This is a genomic window from Stenotrophomonas sp. Iso1 (assembly GCF_027497995.1).
GTDB lineage: Bacteria > Pseudomonadota > Gammaproteobacteria > Xanthomonadales > Xanthomonadaceae > Stenotrophomonas.
In genome coordinates, this window is record NZ_JAODBT010000001.1 from 1,433,700 (window position 1) to 1,459,953 (window position 26,254).

At 63.0% G+C, this 26,254-nt stretch carries 32 protein-coding genes; 10 read left to right on the forward strand and 22 right to left on the reverse strand.

The window, feature by feature from the left end; genetic code table 11:
- Window positions 1-83 precede the first annotated feature (83 nt).
- Entirely contained in the window at window positions 84-1,721 is a 1,638-nt protein-coding gene (locus PAN08_RS06130; RefSeq protein WP_269791188.1) for a glycosyltransferase family 39 protein, read from the reverse strand.
- A 249-nt stretch (window positions 1,722-1,970) separates the two neighbouring features.
- On the opposite strand from PAN08_RS06130, the gene PAN08_RS06135 reads away from it, so the two are divergent.
- Together PAN08_RS06135 and PAN08_RS06140 are read left to right on the forward strand one after the other, a co-directional pair.
- Complete coding sequence (locus tag PAN08_RS06135; RefSeq protein ID WP_269790587.1) at window positions 1,971-2,666, forward strand: response regulator transcription factor; 696 nt, start codon at window positions 1,971-1,973, stop codon at window positions 2,664-2,666.
- Window positions 2,663-3,943 carry a HAMP domain-containing sensor histidine kinase gene (locus PAN08_RS06140; protein WP_269790588.1) on the forward strand — a complete coding sequence of 427 codons (1,281 nt, stop codon included), beginning with the start codon at window positions 2,663-2,665 and terminating at the stop codon, window positions 3,941-3,943. Before PAN08_RS06135 ends, PAN08_RS06140 begins: the two co-directional genes overlap by 4 nt.
- 145 nt (window positions 3,944-4,088) lie before the next feature.
- On the opposite strand, the gene PAN08_RS06145 is transcribed toward PAN08_RS06140, so the two are convergent.
- From PAN08_RS06145 to PAN08_RS06165, 5 genes are read right to left on the reverse strand one after another with little or no spacing between them, the layout of a single operon-like run.
- Window positions 4,089-4,580 (reverse strand): hypothetical protein, encoded by a 492-nt coding sequence (locus PAN08_RS06145; protein WP_269790589.1) that lies wholly within the window; start codon window positions 4,578-4,580, stop codon window positions 4,089-4,091.
- Between the two features lie 58 nt (window positions 4,581-4,638).
- Window positions 4,639-4,896 (reverse strand): cell division topological specificity factor MinE, encoded by a 258-nt coding sequence (gene minE / locus PAN08_RS06150; RefSeq protein ID WP_057634586.1) that lies wholly within the window; start codon window positions 4,894-4,896, stop codon window positions 4,639-4,641.
- 2 nt (window positions 4,897-4,898) lie between these two features.
- Window positions 4,899-5,708, reverse strand: a complete 810-nt coding sequence (minD, locus tag PAN08_RS06155; RefSeq protein WP_269790590.1) for a septum site-determining protein MinD — start codon at window positions 5,706-5,708, stop codon at window positions 4,899-4,901.
- Window positions 5,709-5,741: 33 nt separating this feature from the next.
- Window positions 5,742-6,515 carry a septum site-determining protein MinC gene (gene minC, locus PAN08_RS06160; protein ID WP_269790591.1) on the reverse strand — a complete coding sequence of 258 codons (774 nt, stop codon included), beginning with the start codon at window positions 6,513-6,515 and terminating at the stop codon, window positions 5,742-5,744.
- 1 nt (window position 6,516) lies between these two features.
- Window positions 6,517-7,107: a GNAT family N-acetyltransferase gene (locus tag PAN08_RS06165; protein ID WP_269790592.1), complete on the reverse strand. Its 591-nt coding sequence runs from the start codon at window positions 7,105-7,107 to the stop codon at window positions 6,517-6,519.
- A gap of 150 nt (window positions 7,108-7,257) precedes the next feature.
- Here PAN08_RS06165 and PAN08_RS06170 point away from each other — a divergent pair, with 150 nt between their 5' ends.
- The 5 genes from PAN08_RS06170 (at window position 7,258) to PAN08_RS06190 (ending at window position 11,815) form a co-directional block, all read left to right on the forward strand.
- Window positions 7,258-8,457, forward strand: a complete 1,200-nt coding sequence (locus PAN08_RS06170) for a sensor histidine kinase (RefSeq protein ID WP_269790593.1) — start codon at window positions 7,258-7,260, stop codon at window positions 8,455-8,457.
- A complete protein-coding gene (locus tag PAN08_RS06175; RefSeq protein WP_057634576.1) occupies window positions 8,457-9,098 on the forward strand; it encodes a response regulator transcription factor in 642 nt (213 codons plus the stop codon). The genes PAN08_RS06170 and PAN08_RS06175 overlap by 1 nt, the downstream gene beginning before the upstream one ends.
- A gap of 417 nt (window positions 9,099-9,515) precedes the next feature.
- A complete protein-coding gene (locus tag PAN08_RS06180) occupies window positions 9,516-10,658 on the forward strand; it encodes an SRPBCC family protein (protein ID WP_269790594.1) in 1,143 nt (380 codons plus the stop codon).
- Window positions 10,659-10,764: 106 nt separating this feature from the next.
- Window positions 10,765-11,136: a DUF423 domain-containing protein gene (locus PAN08_RS06185; protein ID WP_269790595.1), complete on the forward strand. Its 372-nt coding sequence runs from the start codon at window positions 10,765-10,767 to the stop codon at window positions 11,134-11,136.
- A 4-nt stretch (window positions 11,137-11,140) separates the two neighbouring features.
- Window positions 11,141-11,815, forward strand: coding sequence for a DNA-3-methyladenine glycosylase (locus PAN08_RS06190; RefSeq protein WP_269790596.1), 675 nt, complete (start codon window positions 11,141-11,143; stop codon window positions 11,813-11,815).
- Between the two features lie 18 nt (window positions 11,816-11,833).
- On the opposite strand, the gene PAN08_RS06195 is transcribed toward PAN08_RS06190, so the two are convergent.
- The 9 genes from PAN08_RS06195 to PAN08_RS06235 all read right to left on the reverse strand — a co-directional run bounded on the left by PAN08_RS06195 (window position 11,834) and on the right by PAN08_RS06235 (window position 17,088).
- Window positions 11,834-12,232 (reverse strand): hypothetical protein, encoded by a 399-nt coding sequence (locus PAN08_RS06195; protein WP_269790597.1) that lies wholly within the window; start codon window positions 12,230-12,232, stop codon window positions 11,834-11,836.
- A gap of 40 nt (window positions 12,233-12,272) precedes the next feature.
- Complete coding sequence (locus tag PAN08_RS06200) at window positions 12,273-12,785, reverse strand: hypothetical protein (RefSeq protein ID WP_269790598.1); 513 nt, start codon at window positions 12,783-12,785, stop codon at window positions 12,273-12,275.
- An 80-nt stretch (window positions 12,786-12,865) separates the two neighbouring features.
- Window positions 12,866-13,672 carry a M15 family metallopeptidase gene (locus PAN08_RS06205; protein WP_269790599.1) on the reverse strand — a complete coding sequence of 269 codons (807 nt, stop codon included), beginning with the start codon at window positions 13,670-13,672 and terminating at the stop codon, window positions 12,866-12,868.
- A gap of 9 nt (window positions 13,673-13,681) precedes the next feature.
- Window positions 13,682-14,251, reverse strand: a complete 570-nt coding sequence (locus PAN08_RS06210) for a PH domain-containing protein (RefSeq protein ID WP_269790600.1) — start codon at window positions 14,249-14,251, stop codon at window positions 13,682-13,684.
- A complete protein-coding gene (locus PAN08_RS06215; protein WP_269790601.1) occupies window positions 14,248-15,546 on the reverse strand; it encodes an alpha/beta fold hydrolase in 1,299 nt (432 codons plus the stop codon). Before PAN08_RS06215 ends, PAN08_RS06210 begins: the two co-directional genes overlap by 4 nt.
- Window positions 15,546-15,728 (reverse strand): DUF4177 domain-containing protein, encoded by a 183-nt coding sequence (locus PAN08_RS06220; RefSeq protein WP_269790602.1) that lies wholly within the window; start codon window positions 15,726-15,728, stop codon window positions 15,546-15,548. The genes PAN08_RS06215 and PAN08_RS06220 overlap by 1 nt, the downstream gene beginning before the upstream one ends.
- Window positions 15,725-15,904 (reverse strand): Arc family DNA binding domain-containing protein, encoded by a 180-nt coding sequence (locus PAN08_RS06225; RefSeq protein ID WP_269790603.1) that lies wholly within the window; start codon window positions 15,902-15,904, stop codon window positions 15,725-15,727. Before PAN08_RS06225 ends, PAN08_RS06220 begins: the two co-directional genes overlap by 4 nt.
- Window positions 15,901-16,185 carry a hypothetical protein gene (locus PAN08_RS06230; protein WP_269791189.1) on the reverse strand — a complete coding sequence of 95 codons (285 nt, stop codon included), beginning with the start codon at window positions 16,183-16,185 and terminating at the stop codon, window positions 15,901-15,903. Before PAN08_RS06230 ends, PAN08_RS06225 begins: the two co-directional genes overlap by 4 nt.
- A gap of 21 nt (window positions 16,186-16,206) precedes the next feature.
- Window positions 16,207-17,088 carry an SPFH domain-containing protein gene (locus tag PAN08_RS06235; protein WP_269790604.1) on the reverse strand — a complete coding sequence of 294 codons (882 nt, stop codon included), beginning with the start codon at window positions 17,086-17,088 and terminating at the stop codon, window positions 16,207-16,209.
- A gap of 342 nt (window positions 17,089-17,430) precedes the next feature.
- On the opposite strand from PAN08_RS06235, the gene purT reads away from it, so the two are divergent.
- Entirely contained in the window at window positions 17,431-18,618 is a 1,188-nt protein-coding gene (gene purT, locus PAN08_RS06240; RefSeq protein ID WP_269790605.1) for a formate-dependent phosphoribosylglycinamide formyltransferase, read from the forward strand.
- A 78-nt stretch (window positions 18,619-18,696) separates the two neighbouring features.
- Here purT and PAN08_RS06245 read toward each other — a convergent pair whose 3' ends face one another.
- The 3 genes from PAN08_RS06245 to PAN08_RS06255 all read right to left on the reverse strand — a co-directional run bounded on the left by PAN08_RS06245 (window position 18,697) and on the right by PAN08_RS06255 (window position 21,186).
- Window positions 18,697-19,866 (reverse strand): endonuclease/exonuclease/phosphatase family protein, encoded by a 1,170-nt coding sequence (locus PAN08_RS06245; protein ID WP_269791190.1) that lies wholly within the window; start codon window positions 19,864-19,866, stop codon window positions 18,697-18,699.
- A gap of 116 nt (window positions 19,867-19,982) precedes the next feature.
- Window positions 19,983-20,348 carry a hypothetical protein gene (locus PAN08_RS06250; protein WP_269790606.1) on the reverse strand — a complete coding sequence of 122 codons (366 nt, stop codon included), beginning with the start codon at window positions 20,346-20,348 and terminating at the stop codon, window positions 19,983-19,985.
- A gap of 82 nt (window positions 20,349-20,430) precedes the next feature.
- Window positions 20,431-21,186, reverse strand: coding sequence for an arginyltransferase (locus PAN08_RS06255; protein ID WP_269790607.1), 756 nt, complete (start codon window positions 21,184-21,186; stop codon window positions 20,431-20,433).
- 150 nt (window positions 21,187-21,336) lie between these two features.
- Here PAN08_RS06255 and PAN08_RS06260 point away from each other — a divergent pair, with 150 nt between their 5' ends.
- Window positions 21,337-21,918, forward strand: a complete 582-nt coding sequence (locus PAN08_RS06260) for an EF-hand domain-containing protein (protein WP_269790608.1) — start codon at window positions 21,337-21,339, stop codon at window positions 21,916-21,918.
- Between the two features lie 178 nt (window positions 21,919-22,096).
- Here the strand turns inward: PAN08_RS06260 and PAN08_RS06265 are convergent, their stop codons facing one another.
- The 4 genes from PAN08_RS06265 to PAN08_RS06280 form a co-directional block, all read right to left on the reverse strand.
- A complete protein-coding gene (locus PAN08_RS06265; RefSeq protein ID WP_269790609.1) occupies window positions 22,097-23,293 on the reverse strand; it encodes an RNA polymerase sigma factor in 1,197 nt (398 codons plus the stop codon).
- Between the two features lie 59 nt (window positions 23,294-23,352).
- The gene (locus tag PAN08_RS06270) at window positions 23,353-23,862 is read right to left on the reverse strand and encodes a pathogenicity-like protein (RefSeq protein ID WP_269790610.1); all 510 of its coding nucleotides are present in this window, start codon (window positions 23,860-23,862) and stop codon (window positions 23,353-23,355) included.
- Window positions 23,863-23,865: 3 nt separating this feature from the next.
- Window positions 23,866-24,762, reverse strand: a complete 897-nt coding sequence (gene tesB / locus PAN08_RS06275) for an acyl-CoA thioesterase II (RefSeq protein WP_269790611.1) — start codon at window positions 24,760-24,762, stop codon at window positions 23,866-23,868.
- A gap of 172 nt (window positions 24,763-24,934) precedes the next feature.
- The gene (locus tag PAN08_RS06280; protein ID WP_269790612.1) at window positions 24,935-25,717 is read right to left on the reverse strand and encodes an enoyl-CoA hydratase/isomerase family protein; all 783 of its coding nucleotides are present in this window, start codon (window positions 25,715-25,717) and stop codon (window positions 24,935-24,937) included.
- A gap of 37 nt (window positions 25,718-25,754) precedes the next feature.
- On the opposite strand from PAN08_RS06280, the gene PAN08_RS06285 reads away from it, so the two are divergent.
- On the forward strand, window positions 25,755-26,195 hold the full coding sequence (locus tag PAN08_RS06285; protein ID WP_269790613.1) for a copper chaperone PCu(A)C: 441 nt from the start codon (window positions 25,755-25,757) through the stop codon (window positions 26,193-26,195).
- Window positions 26,196-26,254 lie beyond the last annotated feature (59 nt).

The window sequence follows — 26,254 nt, forward strand, 5'->3', positions numbered from 1 at the left end:
GAGCGGGTGCTGCGGTTCAAGTCAGTGCGCGTGATGTCGATTGCCCCTCCGTTGCCTGCCGGGCAATCGACGTCCAGCGCGGCTTAGTCGTTGTTGTCCTCAACAGCGGCATTGCCACTAGGAACCACGCCGTGGGTGCGTGCGATGCAGGCCGCATCCAATGCAGTGCCCGGTAGGAGCTGCCAGTTGTTGCGGTTGGCACTGCCGATGTCGATAACCTGTGCTTTATCGACACAGGGCGACATTGCCGCGTCCAGTACGAACAACCAGCGTCGCGTCGGCGCCTGGGTAACCCAGCGGGCGGCGTCCTCCCATTGCTCACCCACCGGCCGTTTGAAGCCGAAATCCGTGGCTTGGGGATCGGTTTGCAGCAGGTTCTGTTCGCGCCAGGCCACCATGCCCAACTCCGCATCCGGACCAATGCGCGCGCGCACCTTGTCCATCACCAGCGAGGCTGAGCTGTAGGGGTCCAGCGCCGGCATGGCACCCAGCCCATACATCGACCACAGCAGCACCGTGGTCAGCACCACGGCCAAACCGACACGACGCAGCCGCAGCACGATAGCCAGTACCAGCGTTGCCGCACCAAAGCCGAGCAGCCACCAGCCCACGCGCGGCAGTACCCACAGGTCGATGGCCCGTTTGACCGCATTGCGTTGCGCCCAGCCGTCGCCGTGCACTGCGCCATAGCCGACCACCAGCGTCGCTATCGCCAGCACCAGTACGTACAGCAGCAGCACCCAGCGCACGCCGGTGCGCCGCAGCAGGCCCGGCAGCAACGGTGCAGCGGCAATGGCCAACGCGGGCAGCATCGGCAGGATGTAGACCTCGCGTTTGCCGGGGCTGGCGCTGAAGAACAGCAGCACCAGCAGCGCCCAGCCCAGCAACAGGAGGTAACGCGGGTCGGCACGGCGGCAGCGGCGCCACCACGCCGGCAGCAGCCAGGGCAGCAGCAGGCTGCCCGGCAGCCACAGGGTGACCATCACCTGCAGGTAGTACCAGGCGGGCTGCGTGTGATGCCAGGCGTTGGCGTAGCGGGTGCCGGTCTGCTTGAATAGCAGCTCATGCGCATAGGCCTGCAGCCCGGGGTCCGGATTCTTCAGCAGGGCGATGGCCAGTGGCCCCAGCCACACCGCCGTGCCGGCAATGAAGGCAGGCAAGAGTAGCCACCACGCCCAGCTGCGGCCTGGGCCCGGCGCCCGAGGATGACGCCAGCGCCAGGCAAGCCAAGGCAGCAGGATCAGCAGCGGCAGGAAGCCTACGCCCTTGGTCACGGTGCCCACGCCGGCAGCGAACGCTGCCAGTGCCAACGCGCCCCAATTTGGACCTAGCAGCAGATGGCGCAGCAAGCCCCATAGGGCCAGCGTGGTCATGCCCATCAGCACCATGTCGATCTGCGCCCGCTTGGCCATCAGCCCGAACTGGATACAGACAAACAGCCCCAGGACCGCGTAGCGCGCCACCTGCCGGTTCCACAGGCGGCGTGACATATCCCAGGTCAGCCATAGCGTCAGCAGTGCCGCCAGCAATGACGGCACCAGGAAAGATAGGTTCCAGCTGCCCAGCAGCTTGTAGGTGCCGGCTTGTATCCACATGAAGGTCGGCGGCTTTTCGGCATACAGCTCGCTGCCGCGGTGGGGCAGCAGCCATTGCCCGGTTTCGACCATGTGCCGGGCGGCCAGCACGAAGCGGGGTTCATCCGGCGGCTGCGGTGAGCGCATGCCGAGCCCAGCCAGCAGGCTGGCGATGACCAGCGCGATGACGATGGCAAACCACAGGGAGGTCGAATGGGGGCGGGGATTGGACGGGCGCACTGGGGGCTCGTTGGGTTGGACGGCGGGATGATGACGCGTCAGGCGTTGGAAGCGCGTCAGAATCGCCATCCGCCGTTTCGACGGCATTCCGACGACCCCGGCGCTAGGATGTGCAGGTTCGCCCCCAAAGTGCGGGGCTTTGAAGGTTCTGCCTGCATGCGGCTGCTGGTCATTGAAGACAATCGCAATCTGATTGCCAACCTGTTCGACTACTTCGAAGCGCGCGGTCATGTGCTCGACGTGGCCCCGGATGGTGTCACCGGCCTGCATCTGGCCGGCACTCAGAGTTACGACGCGATCCTGCTCGACTGGATGCTGCCGCGCATGGAAGGCCCGGAAGTCCTGCGCCTTCTGCGTGAAGAGCACCGTTCCGAGGTGCCCGTCATCATGCTGACCGCTCGTGATGAGTTGCCGGACAAGATCACTGGCTTTCGCGCCGGTGCCGACGACTACCTGACCAAGCCGTTCGACCTGCCCGAGCTGGAAGTCCGCCTTGAGGCAGTCATGGCCCGCATCAAGGGCCGCAATCCGCGCAAGGTGCTGGAAGTGCACGACCTCACCCTGGACATGGGCACGCTGGAAGCGCAGCGCGCTGGCCAGGTACTGCATCTTTATCCAGCCTGCCGCAAGCTGCTGGAGTTGTTGATGCGTGCCAGCCCGGCTGCAGTTACCCGCGACCAGCTCGAATTCGCGCTTTGGGGCGACGAGCCACCGGACGGCGACATGCTTCGCTCGCATATCTATGAGTTGCGCCGCGCCGTTGATGGCCCGTTCGAGCAGAAGTTGCTGCATACGTTGCCGCGTGTGGGTTACCGGTTGTCGGTACCAAGCGGGACGGACAAGGCGCCATGAAGCGGCCCACTTTGCGGCGCAAGTTGCTCGGGTGGCTGGGGGCGTATCTAGCCCTGATCACGCTGGCGGTGTTTGGTGCGGCCAACTATGTGCATGAGCACGCCGAGCACGCGGTCTGGCGTTCGTTGTTGAACACCGAGCTGGACAGCATTCTGGCGCACATGCGCGTAGATGCTGACTACCATTGGCAGGATTCGGACACGCTGTTTTTCTTCGGTGGCAACCCGTCGCAACCCTTGCCCGATTCGTTGGCTGAGTTGAGGCCCGGCCTGCACGACGGAGCACTGCTGGAAGGCCGAAAAAGTGCGGCGATGGTGCGCGACACCTCCGACTTCGGCCGCGTGGTGCTGGTGTTGGACATCACCGACTTCGCCGAGCTGGAGCATTTCGCCACCCGTTGGGCAATGCTTGCCGGTGTCGCCTTGGTGCTGGTCACGCTGTTGATGGCGTGGGTCGGCATGAATCGTTTGGTGCGGCCATTGTCGACGCTGGCGCAGGATATCGGCGCGTTGCGGCCGGAGCTGCGCGGGCAGAAGGTGGTAGTGCGTTCGGGCGGCAGTGCGGAGCTGGAGGTCATCGCCGGCGCATTGAATGATTACCTGCAGCGCAATGAGCACTTCGTCGAACGCGAGCGGGTGTTCATCAGTACCGCGAGCCATGAACTGCGCACGCCGATTGCAGTGATTGGCGGCGCGACCGAGTTGGCGCTGGAGCAACCTGAGTTGCCGGTGAAAGCACGACAGCAATTGCAGCGGATTCGCAATACCACGGCTGGCGTCGAACAGCTGATCCAACTGCTGTTGGTGTTGGTGCGCGACCCGGCCAAGCTGGCAGCGATGAGCGAGCTGGTGGCGTTGGATCAACTGTTGCCGGAGATCGTCGAGGACCATCGTCACCTGGCCAGCGGCAAAGAGTTGGACCTGGCGTTGCAGCAGCTCGACGAATGCCGCGTGTTGGCGCCGCTCGGCGTGGTGCAGGCTGCCATTGGCAACCTGTTGCGCAACGCTATCGAGAGCAGTGACCGTGGCGTGATTCGCCTGACGGTATCGCCGCAGGCCGTGGTCACCATCGAAGATCCCGGTCATGGCATGAGCCCGGAAGAAGTGGCGCAGGTGTATGCACGCATGGCCAAGGGCGAACGCAATATGCGGTTGGGAATCGGTCTGGATTTGATCGCGCGGCTATGCGATCACCTGGGCTGGAAGCTGGACATTCAATCGCAGCCCGAACGCGGCACTCGGGTCACCCTCGACATGAGTAGTTCGCTGCCGGCATGACGTATGCCTGGATGAGCCGCTGAGGCAGGTGCTCGCCAATCTGACCCGTCGCCGGAAACATCCCTGCTTCTACCGTTAAGGCAAGGGAGGGTCGGGGAGGGCTGGCTCTTGCTCGGGACAGCCAGTCCAGTAGCTCACTTTGCTCTTACGAAACCGGCAACAACTCGCGCTCGATCAACCACTGGCGTGCATCGTCAGCATCCTGCTCAAACCATGCCTGTGTTGAACCCAGACGGTAGGTGTAACCCCACGCATCCATGTCTGTCATCAGGCGCGCGCTGCCGACGCCGGGCAACTGCCCCGCCAGCACAATCTGCAGATAGCAGGTGGCGTCTTCCTCGGGTACCGAATCGGTAGCGTCGGTATGTACCTGCGCACGCCGTTCAGGCGGCAACACGATGAGATGGCAGGACTCGTGCAGCATCGAATGCACCGGCGTGTCGTCGCGCACATAGACATCGCAGGCGATGATGCCGGCCTCGGGTTCGCCCCAGTAACTGCCGGGGATTTTTTCACCGGCCGCAACGTGATTGAGGCGCAGGCCGTGGCGGCCGAGCAGGGCGGCAGCGTCGTCCCAGTGGATATCACCCACACACAGGATGTCGGCGGTGGCGTCGGGGGTGGTCAGGTCGGGCATGGGCTTCAAAACCACCGGGGCCGCTGGATTCAGCGGCCCCGGAAGGGTATTGCGGTAATCAGGCCTGGGGGCCTTCCGGTAGGGCCACGGAGATATCGAGCACGTCGTGCTCGCCATCCTTGACCAGATCCACCTTCACCGCGTCAGCATCGATGTTGACGTACTTCTTGATCACTTCCAGCAGCTCGCGCTGCAGTAGCGGCAAGTAATCGGGACCGCCGCGATGGCTGCGCTCCTGCGCAATGATGATCTGCAGGCGGTTCTTGGCGGTTTCTGCGGTGGTCTTCTTGGCCTTGAGGAAATCAAAAAGTCCCATCTTCACCCTCCGAACAGCTTGCTGAAGAAGCCCTTTTTCTCAACCGTGATGAAGCGCATCGGGCGCTCATCACCGAGAATGCGTGCGACGGCATCGTCGTAGGCTTGGCCGGCTGGCGATTCGCTGTCCAGGATCACCGGTTCGCCCTTGTTGGAGGCGTTGAGCACGTCACCGGATTCGGGCACGACACCGATGGCCTTCAGGCCCAGCACTTCTTCCACGTCGGTGATGCTCAGCATCTCACCGGTCTCAACGCGCGACGGGCTGTAGCGGGTGAGCAGCAGGTAGGCGGGTACGCTCTTGCCGGCTTCGGCATTGGCGGTCTTGGAATCGAGCAGGCCAATGATGCGGTCCGAGTCGCGTACCGAAGACACTTCCGGGTTCACCACGACAACGGCGCGATCAGCGAAGTACATCGCCAGGAACGCGCCCTTCTCGATACCCGCCGGTGAGTCGCAGATGATGAAGTCGAAGCCATCGGCGGCCAGGTCCTTGAGGACCTTCTCCACGCCTTCCTTGTTCAACGCGTCCTTGTCGCGGGTCTGCGAAGCAGCCAGCACGAACAGGTTGTCAAAACGCTTGTCCTTGATCAGCGCCTGCTTCAGCGTGGCTTCGCCATGGACGACGTTGACGAAGTCATACACCACCCGGCGCTCGCAGCCCATGATCAGGTCAAGGTTGCGCAGGCCGACGTCAAAGTCGATGACGGCAACTTTTTTGCCGCGACGAGCAAGCCCGCACGCGATGCTGGCGCTGGACGTCGTCTTGCCAACGCCACCTTTGCCGGAAGTGACTACGATGATTTCAGCCAAAGGATCTCTCCTGAATGTTTCTAGTGAGCTGCGTCAATCCAGCGCAGCGATCATGATCTGGTCCTGTTCCAGCCAGACCTGCACGGCTTTGCCGCGCAGATTGTCGGGAATATCGTCCAGTACCTTGTAACGTCCTGCAATGGCGACCAGTTCAGCGTGGAAGTCGCGGCAGAAAATCCGCGCGCCCTCATTGCCTTGTGCGCCTGCCAGTGCACGGCCCCGCAGCGTACCGTAGATGTGGATGCTGCCGTCGGCGATCACCTCGGCGCCGGCACCCACTGTTGCAAGTACGGTCAGGTCGCAGTTCTCGGCATAGAGTTGCTGACCGGAGCGGACAGTTGTGCGCTGCATGCGCCCGGGTTGCGGTGCGGCTGCTGAAGCGGCTGCCGGTGCGGGCTTGGATTTGGGTTCTGCCACACGCGGTGGCGGGGCGGTTGCCGGTGTCGGTGCCGGTTCACCTGCCGTGCGCTCGTACTGGGCGCGGAACTTGGCCAGAAGTGGCAGGCCAAGTTGTTCGGACAATTGTTCGGTTTCCTGTGTGCCGTAGGCCAGCGCCACCGGCAGTACGCCGGCCTGGCGCAGGCCGTTGAGCAAGTCCTGGGCGGTTGCCAGATCTGGGAGTTGGCTCAACCCGCCGAAGTCCAGAATCACTGCCGCCCGCCCGAACAGCTTCGGTGCGCGGGACACGCGCTCGTGCATTTCCTGAACCAGACGCGCCACATCAAGGGTGCGGATACGCAGGTTGGCAATGCCGACCTGCCCGATTTTCAGCTCACCAGCTTGTTCGTAATCCAAATTCACTGCCATCTCAGGTTCCCGTCGACCGGTGTTGCAGCGGCCGACGTGTGTTGCCCACCCAGGGAACGTCGGGAAGGTTGTCGCCGTAGGTCTCTTTCACCCATTCATAACTGCACAGTTCCTTGAGCAGCATGCTGGCGCGGACATCCACCGATGGCATGGTGTTCTGGCCCACTTCGCGGAAACCGAAGCTGCCATGGAACAGCAGTGCGGCGTCGGCGCCGTGGTCAAGGAACACTTCACAGGCCATCTGCGGGTAACGCAGCTCGGCATAACTCTGGGCATCGGCATAGAACGCACGGCCGACACCACCACCACGGCGCCGGCTGGCCACCACGATGCGGTCGATATAGAAGAAGCTGGGGTAGCGCTGCTGGAACCAGGCGAAGTTGCAGCTGTCGTGGGGGCTGTGGCTGCCGTAACCCACCAGGAACCCGGCCATGTTGCCGTCACGCTCGGCGACCCGGAAATACTCTGCGGTCTCGTAGAAGCGCCGGACTTTGGCGGCGTCGAGCGGCAGGATGGCAAGGCCCGCGTTGTTGTTCAGTGCCAGGACGGAATCGAGCTCATGCTCGCGCACGTCGCGGATGACAATCGACATTGTGACTCCGTGGGGTAAAACGGTGGACCCTGAGGCTTTGCGGGTGATTATCGCATGGGGGGGGCGAGGCGGGCGAGCGTCGGCCATGCCGGTGGGATGCATGACTTCCGTGGGAGGGCGCAAAGCCTCCGTGTTCCTTAACATGGGCGCATGTTGGGACATCTCAGTCACACCCGCGTTCTCCGCCTGGCCGGCCTGTTCACCTGGGCCTTGGTCAGCTTGCCATTGGTCTACACCCAATACGCTCCCGAAGAGGGCATGATCCAGCCCGGTGCGGGCGAGGCGACTTGGTTGTTCGCCGCATACCTGGCTTTCGGTGGCTGCTACTTCTGGCTGACCCGGGGGCTTAGCGCGGCCGGCCATACCGGTTGGTATGACCGATTGGCCTTGCTGGTGCTGACCATTTCGGCGCTGGCGGTGAGTTACATCTCCGGTACCGGCCTGGGCAGCATCCTGATGATGGTGGCGGCCGGGGTGATCCCGTGGCTGCTGAGCAAGCGGGTCGGGGTGATCTGGCTGGTGGTGAGCCAGCTGGCGGTGCTGCCGGTCTACAGCCTGATCATGGGGCTGCCGCTGTTTGAAGCACTGCTGCAGTCGCTGTTGTACGGCGGATTCTCGATGTTTGTGTTCGTGACCAGCTTGGTGGCACGCCAGCAGACTCAAGCCCGGGAAGAGCAGCGCCGGCTCAATGCCGAGTTGCGGGCAACCCGCCTGCTGCTGGCCGAAAGCGCCCGGGTAAACGAGCGCACCCGCATCTCCCGTGAGCTGCATGACCTGCTGGGTCATCACCTGACCGCGCTCAGCCTGAATCTGGAAGTTGCCGGGCATATCACCGAAGGCCAGGCCCAGGAGCATGTGCGCCAGGCCCACACGCTGGCCAAGCTACTCCTTACCGACGTGCGTGAAGCGGTCAGTCAACTGCGTGAAAGCGGCGCTATCGACCTGGTCGCCGCGTTGCGGCCCCTGACTGAACGGGTGCCGTCGCTGGATATCCACCTGCAAGTGGACGAACCGCTAAACGTCGATGACCCCGAGCGGGCTCACGTTCTGCTGCGCTGCACCCAGGAGATCATCACCAACGCAGTGCGCCATGCCGGCGCTCACAATCTGTGGATACGGGTAGAAAAAGAAGGTGACAACATCGTCATCGATGCGCGTGATGACGGCATCGGCGGCGAAGTGGATGAGATCCTGCCGGGAAATGGCCTGCGCGGCATGCGTGAACGGCTGGCCGAGTACGGCGGTGGCTTTGATGTGTCCGCGCGTCGGGGTGAGGGTTTCCGCCTTCGCGCCAGTCTGCCGGTGGCAACCAATATGATGTTGGCCTCAGGGCCCCAAGGAGTGAGTTGATGATCCGTGTCTGCCTGGTCGACGACCAAACTCTGGTACGGCAGGGCATCCGCTCCTTGCTGGCGCTGGATGACAGCATTGAAGTAGTTGCCGAGGCGACCGACGGCCGCCATGCGGTGGAAGTGATTCCTGTCGTCAAGCCGGATGTCGTGCTGATGGACATGCGCATGCCGATGATGTCCGGCCTCGAAGCGTTGCAGACCTTGAGTCGCCTGGGCCAGCTACCGCCTTCGATCATCCTGACCACCTTCGACGACGACCAGCTCGTGCTGGCTGGACTCAAGGCGGGCGCCAAGGGCTACCTGCTTAAGGACGTGACGCTGGAACAGCTGGTGGGGGCAATCCGCACGGTGGCAGGCGGTGGCTCGTTGGTTCAGCCGGCGGTGACCCAGCGGCTGTTGTCGGGCTTGGAGCACATGCGCAACGAGTTCGTCAGCCTGGATCGGCCTGACCCGCTCACCGACCGGGAGACCGAAATTCTGAGGCTGATGGCCAGCGGCTTCTCCAACAAGGAAATCGCCAATTCACTTGGGGTGGCGGAGGGCACCATCAAAAATCACGTCTCCAACATTCTTTCCAAGCTTGGCGTGCGTGACCGCACCCGGGCCGTGCTCAAGGCCTTTGAGCTGCAGTTGGTCTGAGTGACGGGATGGTTGGCCCGCTGCCAATGCGCGGCGGGCGTTCGAGCGGCGGAGGCGGCTCGGTTGGGTCGATACGAATGTGTGTCGCCATCCTTCAGTTGAGCCGGATTCTGCCGATGAGGGCTTCCACTGACACATGGCAACGGCTTGTCTTTAAAAAAACATGCATAAATGCTGGTGCTCGCCTGCGGACTGAGGTGAAAATGGACAGCAGGGGCCGCCCAACGGCCCGTGCTATCGCCAGAAGGCGCGTATCGTTGGTAATGGATGCGTTACCTTGCGCCCGAGCGATGGGATGCCGTAATCGGGCAAGGAAACCGGTACGCCATTTGTAATCAACAACGTGCGAAAAGCCTGCTAGGATGGGGGCTTCGCTTCAATCAACCCGGCCGTGGGATCGGCCACGGAGACTCTTGAATGACCCGTATTATCGAGTTCCTGATTGCCTTGGGGATCGTGGCTGGCCTGTTCGTCATCATTGGCGTGTGCTTGCCGGGCGAGCGCCATATTTCTGAAAGCATCGAAACCAACCGCAAGATGACGATCGTGTATGACACGGTCAACAGCCTGCGCCGATTCAAGGACTGGAACCCGCTGGTGCTGCGCGATAAGGGCGTGGAACTGAAGTTCAGCGGTCCGGACGCCGGCAAGGGCGCCCGCATGGATTACAGCTCCAAGGACAGCACGCTGGGCCAGGGTAGCTGGGAGATCACCGAAAGCGAGAAGAACAAGCGCGTCGTGATTGCCATCGATGACCAGACCCGTGGTCACGACAAGGTCACTGCCTTCACTCTTGAGCCGACCGGTAAGAACGACCGCAACGTCAAGATCACGCAGGAGTACAGCGTCAAGTACGGCTTCGACCTGTTCGGTCGCTATGCTGGCCTGTACGTGAGCCGCCATATTGGTGATGACGTCAAGCTGGGCCTGGGGCGTATGGCCAACATGCTGGCCTCGGTGCCGAACGTGGATTACCGCGCTCCCGATGCCCCGCTGACCGACCTGAAGGTTGTGGACGTGCCGGCAGAAGATCTGCTGGTGGTCAACGCCGGCAACATCGATCGCAACAACGACAGCATCCGCCAGTCCATCGAGGACAACCAGGAATGGATCAAGCGCACGATGGAGGCCAATGGTCTTGAAGCCGCCGGTCCGGTGCGCATCGTGACCACCGATTTCGGTGCCGAGAAGTATGCGTTCGACGTGGTGCAGCCGGTGCGCAAGCGCAGTGGTGCTGCTCCGGCCGCTGACAAGAAGGAAGGCGAGGCTGACAAGGCCGCTGCCGCTCCGGTTGCCGTGGCTGCTGTCGATGGTCAGTTGAATGTCAAGGTCCCGGCGGGCAACCCGGTCAAGTATGTGCATGCAGATGCCCGTCGCGCCGCTTTTGCTTCCTACACCGGCCACATGGCAGGTCTGGATATCGCTCGTAACGCACTGCGTGCATGGGCGACGACCACCGGTAGCGAAGTGATCGATCGTCCGTACGAGTCCTGGAAGGGTGGCGTGGCCAAGGGCTTCACCACGGAAGGCAGCTACGACATCTACTGGGCAGTCAAGTAATCGCCCGGTTGTTGACGATGAGATGATTGTCAGAAAACGCGCCGCTTCCTGCGGCGCGTTTTTTTTATGGCCATCTAAACTGGCTATCGGATGAGGGGAGTACGACATGTTTCTGCAGGAGCGGCGTAAAAATAAGCCTTCTTTCCTGGCGTTTTGTGGGGGGCTGTTGGCAGCGGCGGCGGTGGGGCTTTCAGCTTATGCCTCGCATGGCGTGACCGAGCCTTTGGCGCAGTCGCATCTGAACACTGCAGCGCTGTATGCGTTTGGGCATGGCGTGGCATTGGCGGCGCTAGGAGCGAAGTCACAGCATCCGCTCGGGCGCATTGCCCTTTGCGTGCTGCTATTGGGGACGCTGCTGTTCTCAGGCAGTCTGGCCGGCAACGTGCTGATGAAATGGCCCACCACGCTCGCGCCGTTCGGTGGCATGACTTTGATGGGCGGCTGGGTGTTGCTGGCTTTCAGTGCGTTGAAGCGCTGACGTCATGCCTCGTTATGCGCGTGGCTTTGATGTCGAGCAGGCACTGGAGCACTTGCAGCGTAAGGATAGGCGGCTGGCGACATGGATTCGCCGGCTCGGTCCGCTGCCAGCGCCCGATGGCTGGCGTAAATCGTTTGATCCGGTGGATGCGCTGGCGCGCGCCATTTTATTCCAGCAGCTCAGCGGCAAGGCGGCATCGACCATCGTCGGCCGGGTGGAGGCGGCCATCGGCAGCAAGCGTCTGCATGCCGGTACGCTGGGTGTGATCGATGACGCGGCGCTGCGCGCCTGTGGTGTCTCCGGTAACAAGGCATTGGCGCTGCGAGACCTCGCGCGTCGTGAAGCGGCGGGCGAACTGCCTTCATTGCGACAGATGGCGGTGATGGGCCATGAGGACATCATCAATGCGCTGGTGCCGGTGCGTGGCATCGGCCGTTGGACGGTGGAGATGATGCTGATGTTCCGCCTTGGCCGGCCGGACATCCTGCCCATTGATGACCTGGGCATCCGCAAAGGTGCGCAGCGTGTGGATGGCGCCGAGGCGATGCTGACGCCCAAGGCGTTGGCCGAGCGTGGTGAACGCTGGGGGCCGTACCGTACCTATGCCAGCCTTTATCTCTGGCGTATTGCTGACTTCACTGCAGACCCCAAACTCAAGACCAATCGTTCGCAGGACTGAGCACCTTGCCGTCTTCAATCAAAAGCGGTGGCTGCGGAATACCGCCTGGGTGCCGATGACCAGAAGCAACAAAAGCGCCAGTGGGGCCAGCAAGGCATAGGCAGGTAGTGGCGAAAACAGCCAGACAATGAGCAGGGCATGCAGCTCGGAATACAACAGCAGCAGGCATGCACAGATGCGGCTGCGACGGTACGTGCCATAGGCCAGTACGAAGTACGGCAGGCTGTTGCCCAGCATGATCCAGAGCGTCACGTTCTGCGAGACCGCCTCAATTCGCCATGCCCATACCGTCATGATCAATTGGGTGATGCCCAGTAGTGCGCCTGTAGTTGCCATCAAGACGATGGCTTTTGCCAGTGGTCCACGTGCTGCGACCTCGATGCTGACCGCGCTGCTGCGATAGGGGCTGTCGTCCATGACGCGTTATTCCGGTGGTAACGATGGGGCGGGTGTCGCGTCAGGATGCGCCTGCATCCGGACCACTACGGTTGAATGCGGGACTGTCTGCGAGTGATTTGCGCGGTGCAGGCGGATTGCGCTGCCACTCTTTGAGGAGCCGATGATAGCGATAGGTGGCGGTCATCGCGCGGAAATAAAACGTCGCAAACACCAGACCGAGGATCAGCCCTGTGGGGAGGCCGGTGTCGAGCATGATGAGAATTTTGGACAGCACGAAGTACACGAACATGATGGTTGCTGCGGTTCGGCTGCGTTTGTAGATGCCGAAGGCAAGCGCGGCAATCAGCGCCACGTCGACGAAATTCCACGCGCTGAACACCGGCTCACTGCTGTCGGAAACAGAGGTCATGGAAACCACCGTCAGGATCAGCGTCAATGCGCATGACACACAGGCTGTGATCCATCCATTGCGGATGGGCGAGGTGATGGTGTCGGGAATATCGGCCTCGAGCCGCTTGTGCACCTGCATCACCGGTGCAGTGGAGCTTTGATAAGGGTTGTGTCCGTCCATGGGCGCTCTCTCTTTGAAAGTCGAGTGAGGGTGATTCAGTGCGATTGAGGCCGCCGCACTTCCGTAGGAATACAGCGGTTTCAGGCAATGCCCATCCAACACCAATGCCATGGCTCGTAAATGATGCCGTGCGGGTTGTCGCGCGGGTAGCTCATATGGAAACCGTAATCAGCGGCATGCTGTTGCAGCCAGGCGAAGGCATCGCTGTGTTCGAAGGATTCTTCGGCTGGGGGTTCACCGGGCGCGCCGATGTCCAGCGCGTTGCCGCCGTGGTGCTCACTGAAGCCCGGTGCTGCGTTGACAGTGAGGATGTCGGACACACTCAACCCGCGCGCGAGTTTTCGTTCAAAGATGCCCAGCTGATAGTCATGGCTGCGATAGCCGGAAATCGCGTCCATCGCGATGCCGCTGGCGGCAGCGGCGTCATGCATGCGCTGCCAGCTGCGTGCTGCGGGGCGGGTCAGCCACAACGGGCGGCGATAACGGTCGAAGCCTGCCAGTACCAGATGCGCCGGTTCGGCGATCAGCCACAACCCGGTTTCTGCAGCGTAGTCATCGCTGTCCAGGCCCAACTGGTCAAGGCGGTGCTGGAGTTGATGCAGCGGCAGTTCGCCTTGCGGCGGCGGGATGCGTGCGGGTAGCGACAGATGCGCGTCCAGTAGTGACAGCGCGTGGTCAATGCCGGGTACTTCCGGCAGCCGGGTGATCAACGGCATCAGGCCACGCGGCAGTTGCACCGCAAGATAGCGGCCATCACATTTACGGCGCAGCACATGGCTGGCCCGCGCCAGCAGACGCGCATCGTGGTTGCTGCGCGCGCGCAGTAGGCCGCCGGGCCAGATTTCGATGTCCGGCGTGTTGAGCAGGAGATGGGGAGCGTTGCGCATGTGGCCAGCTTAGGCCCGGTTGCGACTGTCGGCCAGTTGCTTGAGTTCTTCGAGCAGAGCGCGTGGCTGCTCGGGGCTGATCAGCACACTGTTGCCATCGCGCAGGGGGATTACCAGCACGCGACTGTCATCGGTGATCAGGCAAAAGCCCTTGCCACCATCCTTCATATGAAAGTGGCCGGCACGGAACCCCGGGAACTGAAAGCCGTTGGATTTCATGCCCGGTTTGAAGTCGGGGTTTTCGGCGAAGTTGACGACGCGGGCGCGGTCCAGCCGCATCGAGCTCAGTGGCACCCGCCGGGTATACAGCGTGGCGGCAATGGTCAGTTGCTGGGGCTCCAGGCGCAGTTCACGACGAAGGTAGGCCAGAGTCAACGCGCCTCCCACCAGTGGCAGTACCAGCCAGCCGCCCCACGAGTTGATGGAGGCATCGAATGGCGGTTTGCCGGCGAACAGTTGGATCAACGGGTCGATGCTGAGCACCAGCAGCAGGGGTGCCCACAACCAGAACAGCAGCGAGCTGGTCGGGGCGGCGACCTTGAGGGGGCTCGAGGCGGTTGAGGTGTGGCGGCTGCTCATGGGCGTGCCTTGATCCACTGGGCGATGTCATCGATCAGGCCTGTATCGACATGGCCGGGTTGTTCGTACTCCGCCATCCCGCCTTTGCCATTGCTGGTGATGCCCAGATGGTTAAGGGCGGGGTAGTGATGGAAGCGATAGCGTTCGCCCTGCAGGCCCTTCTTCCACAGCTGCCATTCGGCGTCGACTACCTGAAAGTCGCGGCCGCCTTGCAGCAGTAAGACGGGCAGGCCGCTGCCGCGCACATCGGCTACTGGATCCACCTGCTCAAGCTGCTGCCAGAAGCGACCGGGCAGATTCATCAATGTCGCGTCCGGGTCGCGTCGTACCTTGGCAATGGCCGCATTCAATGCGTCGAGGTGAGCGTGCTCCTCGGCGCTGATGCTCCCGTCGAGGCTGACCAGATAGCGGTTCTGCTCGGCAAGGATGTCGAGAATGGGGCGCACCGGTGCAGCCAGCAGCACCAGGCCGGCAAGCTTGCCGTCACTGGCCTTGGCGATGCGGCCGGCCAGCATGCCGCCCTGGCTATGGCCGAGCACGTAGATGTGTTTGGCGTCGATGCCTGCCGTCGCGGTGAGCGCGGCAAGAGCGGCGACGGCATCGTCGGTGGTTTCATCATCAATGCTGAAGGCACCGCTGAAATCCTGTGGGCGCGCATGCGTGCGTTTTTCGTAGCGCAGCACGGCAATACCCTGCGCGGCGAGGCCTCGTGCGATGTCCAGGAACGGGCGGTTCGGACCGATGGTTTCATCACGGTCCTGCGGACCGGAGCCGTGCACCAGTACCACCGCCGGGAACGGCCCATTGCCCTTGGGCAGCGCCAGTGTGCCGGGCAGGCCGTTCTTTCCTTCCGGCCCAATCGGCACGATGAAAGGCTGTTCGATGAAGGCGGCATCTACCGCAGGTGCAGTGGCTGGCGGCGGTGCGGCCGGTTGCACCAGGAAGCCGACAACCTTGTCGTCCTTGTCCAGCACGATGCGTGCCTGCAACCGCCCCTTGGCGTATTCCAGTGGAATGACGACGATACGGAAGCCTTCCGCCTCACTGGTTTGCGCATCACCGCGCTTGCCGGCAGCGCCCATCTGCGCAGGCAACGATTCCCACACCGCCTGGAGTTTGTCGGCCGGCACGGCGGCCTTCATCTCCGCTGAAAACATCGCTTCAGCTGCGCTGTACTGCGCAGCATCGAGTTGATCGAGCAGCCGTGTGGCCAGTGTGGCCGGTGCGTCGGCGGCAAAACTGGTGGCCGATGTCATGAGCAGCATGGCCGAGATCCATCCGCTGAGACGCTTCATTACTGCTCCTTTTTGAAGATCAGTAGCCCGGGCGAGAGCTGACCGTAATGCACCATGTTGACCAGTTCCCAGCCCAGGTTGCCCTGTTTGGTGAGTTCGGCCTGCACCTTTTCCGGGTGTGGACCACCTTTCATCATTGAAGGAGGCATTTCGATGGTGAGGTACTGCCAGCGCTTGCTCATTGATCTTCCTCGGTATCTGACTTGGGTTGTGGAAGTCGCCCGGCCTTGCGCAGGGCGTCGCGTATCACGTACTCGATCTGCGCGTTGAGGCTGCGCAGTTCGTCGTCGGCCCAGCGCTGGGTCGCCGCCAGTACTTCAGCGTTGATTCGCAGCGGGTAGGCCTTTTTTTCGTTCACTTCCTGGGTGCCCCGTTGTTGTCGCGGCGCAGGTGCAGCACCAGCGACACTCCCAGCGCGTTGACCGCCACTACCAGTGCGATCACAACGCCGTAAGCGATGTTGCGGTTGTCGCCGGCCAAGTACACGCCAATGGCGCCGATGAAAAGACATAGCGCGATCAGCGCCCAGCGCAGGCCCATGCCGCGTGCATGCGCGGTGCCGGGGCGACCGCTCCAGGTAGCAAAGCACAGTGCGGGGATGCCAGTGGCGGCGATGATCAGGGGGGCGATTGCATTCACTTCCATTACCTCATTACGTAATCAGTACAGCGAGCCGGCATTGATGACCGGCTGGGTGCCGCGATCGGAGCACAACACCGTGAGCAGATTGCTGACCATCTGTGCCTTGCGCTCTTCGTCCAGGTGAACCACGGCGTTCTTCTGTAGTTCCAGCAGGGCCATTTCGACCATGCCCACCGCGCCGGCGACGATCTGTGTGCGCGCCGCGATCACCGCGCTGGCCTGCTGGCGCTGCAGCATGGCCTGGGCGATTTCTGGTGCGTAGGCGAGGTGGCTGATGCGTGCGTCGATCACCTGCACGCCGGCATCGGCGAGGCGTTCGGCCAGTTCGTCTTTCAGGTGCTGGGAGATTTCGGCCGCGTGGCTGCGCAGTGCCAGCTGACCATCGGTGTGCTGGTCGTACGGATAGCTGGTGGCCATTGCACGCAGTGCGGACTCGGACTGGATGTGCACGAAGCTCTCATAGTCGTCCACGTTGTAGACGGCCTCGGACGCATCAACCACCTGCCAGACGATGACGGCAGCGATTTCGATGGGCGAACCGCCCAACTCGTTGACCTTGAGCTTGCCACTTTCAAAATTGCGCACGCGCTGGCTGACTTTGCGCTTGCTGAAAAAAGGGTTGTTCCAGCGCAGGCCGTTGTCCTTGACGGTGCCAACGTACTTGCCGAACAGGCTCAGCACTGCCACTTGGTTGGGCTGAACCATGTACAGACCGCAGCTGAGGAAGATGCCGACGGTCACCAGCACGATGCCGCTGAGAACCAGCCAGCCGCCGCCGCTGACGCCATTCGTATTGAGCATCGCGGCTAGGATGATGGCGCCGGCGCCGGCCAGCATCAGGACAAGCATGCCGAGCAGGGTGGGGATGCCGGACAGGGAGCTGATGGACTTCTCTTTCATGGCGGATCTTCCGTGGTGGTTGGGTTGAAAGATATCAAATTGATATCAACTCGCAAGTGCCGGGCGGTGAGGTGAGGGGTGCCTTTCCCGAGCGGCCGGAGATCGCTCCAGTCCTTGGCCGCCGCCCTGTGCTGAGCGGCGGGAACCCAGGCCGGGTAAGCGCATCGGGTGGGGCGGGATTGGAGGGGGAATGAGCCACTCCCTCAATGGGGCGTGCTTAGGGCTGGCGACGGGCCAGCTGGGTGCCCGGCTGTAATCGCCCGAGACATCCGCCGAGTGCACGGCAGCGCAGGGCACGTCCTAGAATGTGCATCCTCTTTAGCGCCTGCCCGGAACTGCCTGATGATCACCCTCGGTACCCCGCTGTCCCTGTCCGCCACCCGCGTTCTGCTCCTCGGCTCCGGCGAACTGGGCAAGGAAGTGGCCATCGAGCTGCAGCGTTTTGGCGTGGAGGTGATCGCCGCCGACCGTTACGCCAATGCCCCGGCCATGCAGGTCGCCCACCGCAGCCATGTGCTCGACATGCTCGATCCCGCCGCATTGAAGGCGCTGATCGAGCAGGAGAAGCCGCATCTGGTGGTACCTGAAATCGAGGCCATCCATACCGAAACCCTGGTGCAGTTGGAAGCCGAACACGGCCTGCGGGTGATCCCGACCGCACGCGCGGCGCGCCTGACCATGGATCGCGAAGGCATCCGCCGTCTGGCCGCCGAAACCCTGGGCCTGCCAACCTCGGCATATCGTTTTGTCGATACCGAAGCCGAATACCGCGAGGCGGTCGCCGCTATCGGCCTGCCGTGCGTGGTCAAGCCGGTGATGTCGTCTTCCGGCAAGGGGCAAAGCACGCTTCGCAGCGATGCCGATATCGGCCCGGCGTGGGATTACGCCCAGACCGGCGGCCGTGCCGGTGCGGGCCGTTGCATCGTCGAAGGTTTCATCGACTTTGATTACGAAATCACCCTGCTGACCGTGCGCCATGCCGGCGGTACAGCGTTCTGCGATCCGGTGGGCCACCTGCAGAAGGACGGCGATTACCGCGAAAGCTGGCAGCCGCAGGCGATGTCGGCCAAGGCGCTGGAACGCGCCCAGGACGTCGCGCGCGCCATCACCGATGACCTCGGTGGCTGGGGCCTGTTTGGTGTGGAGTTGTTCGTGAAGGGCGACGAGGTGTGGTTCAGTGAAGTGTCGCCACGCCCCCATGACACCGGTCTGGTAACGCTGGTGTCGCAGGAACTGAGCGAATTCGCACTGCATGCGCGCGCCATCCTTGGCTTGCCGGTTCCGACCATCCGCCACAACGGCGCATCGGCTTCCTGCGCGATGTTGGCGCAGGGCAACGGCGTGCCGTTCTTCAGCAATGTGGCCGAAGCACTGGTGCACCCGGATTCGGCACTGCGCCTGTTCGGCAAGCCGATGGTGCAGGGCCAGCGCCGCGTGGGTGTCACCCTCGCACGCGCGGCGGATGTGGATCAGGCACGTGCGATCGCGCGTGATGCGGCGTCAGCCATTGGTATCGAGCTGCGCGCATAACCCGCAACCCCGGGCTTGGATTTGCAGATACAAAAACGCCGGCTTTCGCCGGCGTTTTCTGTGTGCAGACGGAGCCGCTTAGCGAACGTCCACCCAGACCAGATGATGGTCGCTGCCATCGGCGATCTTTGCTTCCGGGCTTTCATTCGCTGGCCAGAACACGCCGCTGCCGATGTAGCTCAAGCCGGTTGATGGCAGCACATAGTCCAGCCGCATCGTGCCCGAACGAGGGCCGAAATCGCCGGTGGCGTGCTGCGGGGCGCCGCGACGGGTGATGCCCTTTTCGGCGTAGGCCAAGCTGGTTTCCTCGGCACCTTTACTGGATGGCGTGGGGTAGCGCAGCACGCGCGGGTGTTCGAGCAGTTCCAGGATGGCATCGTGACGGCCGTCGCCATCTGCCGGGTCGTTATTGAGGTCACCAACGATCACGAAACGCGCATCCGCGGCCAAACCGCCGCAACGGCCCTGGTCATCGCACAGCCAGGGCTTGTCGCCACCGTCCAGATAGTCCTTCCACAGACGCAGTTCGTCGTGGTTGCGTGCGGCGTTGCGCTTTTCCTTGCCATCGAACACCGGCGGCGTTGGATGCGAGGCGAGTACATGCACCGTGCCAAGCGGCGTGTTTACCGGAACATCCCAATGCGACTTGGATGACAGCCGAAGCTGCGACCACACCGCATCCGGCCAGAATGATTTGCCCGTGTTCGGGTCAATTGGGCGCAGCGCGCCGGGCAGGGCGCTCCACTTCAACAACTGGAAGCTGCGCACTGCTTTTTCATCGATGGGGAACTTGGACAGCACAAGCATGCCGTACTGGCCCGGGTGCAGGCCGTAGCCCCATGCATCGTTGCCGCGCTCGCGGCCCTTGCCGCCGACAGTGCCGTTGTTGTCCAGGTCCAGGCCGCTCGGCACGCCGGTGTTGACCGGGGCCAGATAGCGGTAGGCATAGTGCAGTGCCTCGCCGCCGCCGGGCTGGGCGACTTCCAGGTAACGCTGTTGGAACAGATCCGCCGCGCGGTGGGCGTCGTCGAAGTCAAATTCGTTGAGCAGGACCAGATCAGGGCGCGTCTGCTGCAGCACGGCAGCGATCTTGCGGGCATGGGCGCTGTCGCCCTGCAGCTCGCGGATCAGGCCGCCTTCGTCATCGGAGTACAGCGATGTGTTGTAGGTGGCCAGTCGCAACTGGGCGGTGGAGGGCGTGTTGTCGGCTGCGTTCGTGGTGGTGCAGGCGGCCAGCAACAGGGTCATCGGGAGCAGGAGAGTTGGGATGCGCATGGACGCATTTTCTCATGCCTGCATGACGAGGACGAGAAACAACAACGCCCCGCAGGAGCGGGGCGTCGAGGTGGTGCAGGAGACACGTATTAGAACGTGCAGCCCATTGCGCCGAAGCTGGTCTTGGCCTGCTCCATTGCGGTCTTGCACTGCGCAGCCAGCGCGGTCTTGTCGGCGATGCCGTTCCAGGCGGACTTCGACTGCTCGATGCCCTGCTTCATCATGTCGCGCTGGGCTTCAGGCACCTTGTCGCTGATGCAGGCGTACACCTTCTCCAGGTACTGGTCGCACTCAGCAACACCGGTACCGGCTTGCACGGTGTCGGTGCTGGGGGCCGGGGTGACTTCTGCGGCCGGGGTGGCTGCGGCGGCGTCAACAGCCGGGGTTTCTGCCTTCTTGCAAGCGGCCAGTGACAGGAGGGTGATTGCAGCAACCGTCAGGATTTTAATTTTCACGTGAGATTCCAAATTGTTTGAGGGTACTTCCCTGTGCCGCCGCAGCATGCGCGACGACGGCGCGAGTCTGGGGACTCCCCATTCAAAGTGCAAGTGACGCATTGGCGGGGTCGGCCAGCAGCCAGCGCCGTCCGTCGTAATATTCCAGCGGCTGGTAGCGGCGCTTGTAGCCCATCTTGCGATGGCCGTGGATCCAGTAGCCCAGGTAAAGGTGTGGCAAACCGACGCGCTGCGCCCAGGCAATCTGCTGCAGGATGCCGAACGTACCCAGCCCGCGCTTCTCTTCCTCCGGGTCGAAGAAGGTATAGACCGCTGACAAACCCTGCTCGGTGATGTCGGTGACAGCGACGGCCAACAGGCGCCCGCCGTCCGTTGCCGGCATGCGGATTTCCATGAAGCGCCCGTGCGCCCAGCTGCCGATCAGGAACTGGTCGAATTCATGCGTGCCGTGTTCGTCCATGCCGCCTTTAGCGTGGCGGTGCTGTAGATAGCGTTGGTAAAGCGCGAACTGCTCGTCGGTGCGCTCGGCCGGCAGGATGCGGCATTCCAGATCGGTGTTGCGCGCCAGGCAGCGGCGCTGGCTGCGGTCAGGCGCAAACCGCTTCACCGGGATACGTACCGGCACGCAGGCGCGGCAGCCTTGGCAGTGCGGGCGATACACCAGGTCGCCGGAGCGGCGGAACCCCCAGCTCAGCGCCATGGGATACAGGCTGGCCAGGCGATCGTCTTGCGGGTCGAGCACGAGGTCGCGCGCCTGTCGGTCGGGCCAGTAGCCGCAGGGGTGTTCGCCAGTTTGGAACAGGCGCAGTTCTTGGTCAGGGTCGCGATGTAAAGCCATGGTCAGAGCATAGCCGCCGTGGGTCTCAAAACATGCGCCTGTCTGCGTGATGAATACGGCAGGTGGTGCGGTCAACCGTCGCACTTGCCGGGCGTTGACCGTAGTGAGGACGCAATGCTGCGTCTGTTCTTCTACCCACGGAGCCGCACAATGACCCGACGTAAACCTCTTCTTCTGCTGGCCATGCTGCTGGCGACCTCGGCGACCGGTCTGGCGATTGCTGCCGCCCCCGCCGGCCCCACACCGGCCCCGGTCCGTATGGACAGCAACGGTGATGGTGTGATCGACCGTCAGGAAGCGGCCGCACATCCACGTCTGGCCCAGCGTTTCGACGAACTGGACAAGAATAAGGATGGCAAGCTGGCGCGCGATGAAATGCCGGCGCCGCGTCATGGGATGCGCCACGACCGTCACCACGGTGGGATGCGCGGCGGTCGCGACGGTGGCTTCATGACGCGTGGCATGGATGCGGACAACGACGGGCGTATCAGTGCCGCTGAGTACCGCGCCCAATTCGATCGTCTGGACGTGAACAAAGACGGCTACATTGATCGAGCGGACCGTCAGGCCCGCGCCGAACAACGTCGTGCCGAGTGGTTTGCCAAGGCCGACACAGACAAGGACGGCAAGTTGAGCCAAGCCGAGTTGGAAGCGGCCCGCAGCAAGAATGGCCCGCGCGGTTCACATGGCCCGCGCACGCCGATGGTGCCGCTGACTCCGGCAGCGAAGTAACACCCGGAGAGGCGCCGATCGACAACAGCCCCGCTGCATGCAGTGGGGCTGTTTTGTTTTCGCATTTGCAGAGAGAGGTTGAGTAGCAGTCGGCCGGTTGTTATTCGAGCTTTCCGGATGCGCTATGGGGGCGCCGTGGCCCGCTGATGGCTGTCGTGCTACGAGAGCGGTCCTGCGGTTACCTGACCAGCATCGTGTAAAGCACCATCGCCACGGTGAATACAGTGGCGGTGACCATCGCGGCGCGCCCGAACATGCTGCGGTAGACCCAACTGGGGCCGTTGCGACCGTGCCGCGCGGCGTCGCGCGCCAGCATCGGTGCCATCACCCGCGGCAGGGTGATCAGGTACTGGTAGTTCAACACGATCATGCCGATGGCCAACACGGTCAGCCCGGTTACCACACTCAGCTTCAACGCCACCACGCCAAACATGGAGCTGCAGAACAGCACGGTGGTCACATTGTGCAGACGCAGGAATTTGCGCACCTGTACCTGCTCAACGGATGTTTCCGCATAACGCAGCAGATAGAGGCTGGCGAACCACGCCGCCAGCATGCCGATGCTGATGCCGCCGAAGATCAACCACAGGTCCGGCGGGTTGGGCATCAGCCCGTTGGCGACCGCGCCCACCGCGCCACCGGCAGCGCCACCGCCGACGGTATTTGCACCCACGCCACCAGCGCCGACTTTTCCGGCGCCGGCCATGCCAATGGCAATCGCGCTGGCAGTGCTGGGTGCGGCCAACATGACGGCAGAGCTGACCACGGCGGCAAAGGCCGACCCGGGTGCGGTACTGCGGGCAAATTCGCCAAAGCGTTTGAGCATTTCGTCGCGCACAGTGGCGCGGGCACGTGACAAGCGCTTGCGTACCGCGGCGTCACTCAGGCCGAGCAGCGTGGCCACTTGCTGCGAACTCTGGCCTTCGCGATAGAACAGCAGTAGCGCCTCACGGCTGTCCTCGGGCAGGGCGGAAATGATTTCTTCGGCAGCCAGTTCTTCCTCAACCCGCACCATTGCATCGGCGCCATCGGGTGCGGGATCAGCAGCCATACCGATTGCGATCTCCGCAGCTTCACCGCTGAGTGGCCTTTGGTGATTGGCGCGCAGCCAATCGCGGGCCAGGTTGCGGGTGATCTGCCGCAGCCACGGCAGGAAACTGACGTTGTTGTTGAGCTGGGTGAGTTGCTGCCAGGCCTTGATGAAGGCTTCCTGGGCGATGTCTTCGCTGGCCTGCACGTCGCGGGTGATGGCCAGGGCAATGGATGTCACCGTGTTCTGGCAGGCCAGCACGATGCGCCCGTATGACCGGGTGCAGCCCTTGCGGGCAGCGGGCAGTTCGTTCTGCAGCATCGATTCCAGCATCGCGCTCGTCATGGGCAGTTCCCGTAGGATATGCAGGACATGACGCGCGCGCGGGCCAAATGTGACCGGACTTACTTGGCCGGGGCCGGCGGCGCGCTGGGCTCAATGCGCACGCGGACTTCCTCGGGCTGCTCCGGCGCGGGCGCCGGTTGCACCTGTTGCGCTGGTGCGGCCACAGGTGGGGTTGGCGCACTGCGGTGACGCAGCATGATGACCAGTGCCACGCCGGCAATGACTACCAACAAGGCAATACGGATGCGCCATGCCCAGCTGCGACCACCGGCCTGCGCCGGGACATCGTCGCGGAAGGCGTACTCGGCGGTGGGGTGGTCGCGGCGGGTGGTGTCCAGCAGACGGGCATCGCGCAGGATTTCACGCGCGCGTGGCTGGTCATTGGCATGTACCACCCAGACTGCCGGTTGGTTGCCGCCGCCGCTCTTGTCCAGGTAGCTGAACTGGCCACGGCGTTTGCTCTGGTACGACCGGCCATTGGTGACGCGGACTTCGATGCCGGCGTCGCGCAGCATCTGCGCCACGCCTTCGGCATTTTCGACACGTTGGCTGCTGAAAATCTTGCGCATGGTTCAGCCCTTGCTCGTGTCGGTATCGCCCGGCGTTACCCGGATCAAGCCTTCCTGCGCGGTGCTGGCGACCAGCACGCCCTCGCGGGTGAAGAACTGGCCGCGCGCCAGCCCGCGCGAATCCTGCGCGCTTGGGCTGTCCAGCGAGTACAGCAACCAATCGTCCATGCGGAACGGGCGGTGAAACCAGATGGCGTGGTCGAGCGAAGCCATCTGTACATGCGGCTGGTAATAGCTGATGCCGTGCGGGAACGTGGCCGTGCCCAGCAGGTGGAAGTCGGAGGCATAGGCCAACAGCGCCTGATGCAGTTCGGGGGCATCACCGACCTTTTCGTTCAAACGCAGCCATACCTGGTGATAGGGCGGGCGCTTGGGCGGGTCGAGTTCGTCGCGCGGATAGACGTGGCGGAACTCAAACGGACCGCCACGCGAGAGCCAGCGTTGCACCTTTACCGGCAGGCGTTCGAGCACATCTGGTGGGAGCGGGCGGTTGGGTTCGATGTCTTCCGGCTGCGGCACTTCCGGCATCTTGAGCTGATGTTCGGCGCCGCGTTCAGCCTGCTGGAAGGAAGCTGCACAGAAAAAAATCACCTTGCCATGCTGGATAGCGGTGACCCGGCGCACGGAAAAACTGCCGCCATCGCGGGTGCGGTCAACGTCGTAGACGATCGGATGGTCGATATTGCCGGCGCGCAGGAAGTAGGCGTGCAATGAATGCACATGGCGCCCGTTCTCGACCGTGGCCTGGGCAGCGGCCAGCGCCTGGCCCAGCACCTGCCCGCCAAACACGTATTTGGTGCCGATATCGCGGCTCTGGCCACGGAACAGGTTGTCCTCCAGCCGTTCCAACGACAGCAGGTCAATCAGCTCGGGTACCACGGGTTCAGCATTGGCAGACAAGACGGCGGCCTTCGGTTCGACAGGCGGCAATTATAGGGGGCAGGAGCTTGGGAGCAGGAGCGTGGCGAACAGGAGTGTGTGAAGCGCAGAGGAGTGAGAAAGGGCGGGGAGACGTTAGCTTTGCTACCACGTGCGCCGGCCCTTGCTCGCCCCTCACTCCTGTGCGCTGTTTTTAGCTTTTGCCCAAGCGTGCGGCGAGGGCCTGCAGTGCGGTCTGCGCGTCGGTCGAGTACCAGGCGTCAACGAAGCGGTCGAGCTGAATGTGCTCCGGCTGCATGGCTTCGTGAAGATCGGCGCGGGCGATGGCGCGGGTCTGCAGCATCGGTTGCTGCGGCAGCTTGAGCTGGGCTTGCAGCCAGGTGATGGCGGTCTCCACAACAAGGGCTGCGCCATCGGCCAGTTCATCGACCAAGCCAATCTCCAGGGCGCGTTCGGCGCTGACCAGTTGGCCACCGGCCAGCAGCACACCGGCGCGGTGCGTGCCGACCACGCGACGCATCAGGCGCTGGATGCCTTCTGGTGCCACCAGCCCCACCTGCACTTCGTTCAGGCCGATCACATACGGCTTGGCTGGATCGGCGCTACGCGCCATCACCCGGTAATCGCAACACAGCGCCAGCACGCAACCACCTGCCGGGGAATGACCGGTGAGCGCAGCGACCACCGGGACGCGGCTTTCTGCCAGCGCACGGGCGGCACCGAAAAACGCCTGCCAACTGTCCAGCAGCTTGTGCTTGTCCTCGCCGTGGCGCAGCAGATATGGCACGTCCATGCCGCCGGTGAAGATGCGCTCACTGCCGGACAGCACGATGCCCCGCACGTCTTCGGTCATGGCGTGGGTCAATGCGGTGATCAAGGCACGGCACAGTTCGGTATCCAGTGCATTGACCGGCGGCCGCGCCAGGCGCAGCTCGCGGATGGGACCATGGTTGATCACTTCAATAAGCGTGGTCATGCTGCGGTTTCTCATGCGGCAGGGAGTCGTGGTTTCGATGATAACCAAACCATTCATGTGCGTAGTGTTGTGGGTGCTCTCGGCGTCTGCGTGGGCGGCTTCCCCCAGCTGTGTGGCATTGCAGAACGGTTGGATCCGGTTGCCGCCGATGGCGGCCATGCCGATGGCAGCAGGTTTCGGTGTTCTGCATAACCACTGCGCGGCGCCGATGGCGGTCGTGGCCGTCCATAGCGATCAGGTGCGCGATATCTCGCTGCACGAAACCACGTTGGTGGACGGGGTCAGCCGCATGCGCGAAGTGGAGCGTTTACCGATTGCTGCGGGTAAGACGGCAGAGCTCAAGCCCGGTGGCTTGCACTTGATGTTGATGGGCGCGTTGCAGCCGCTGCAGGAAGGCCAGCGCGTGCCGGTGACGTTCGTGTTGGCCGATGGCAGTGAGGTGCCGGCCGAGTTGGTGGTGAAGAGGCCGGGCAACTAAAGCCTCTCGTCCAAGACAGAATCAAAGCCCCTCTCCCGCGTGCAGGAGAGGGGTGGGCA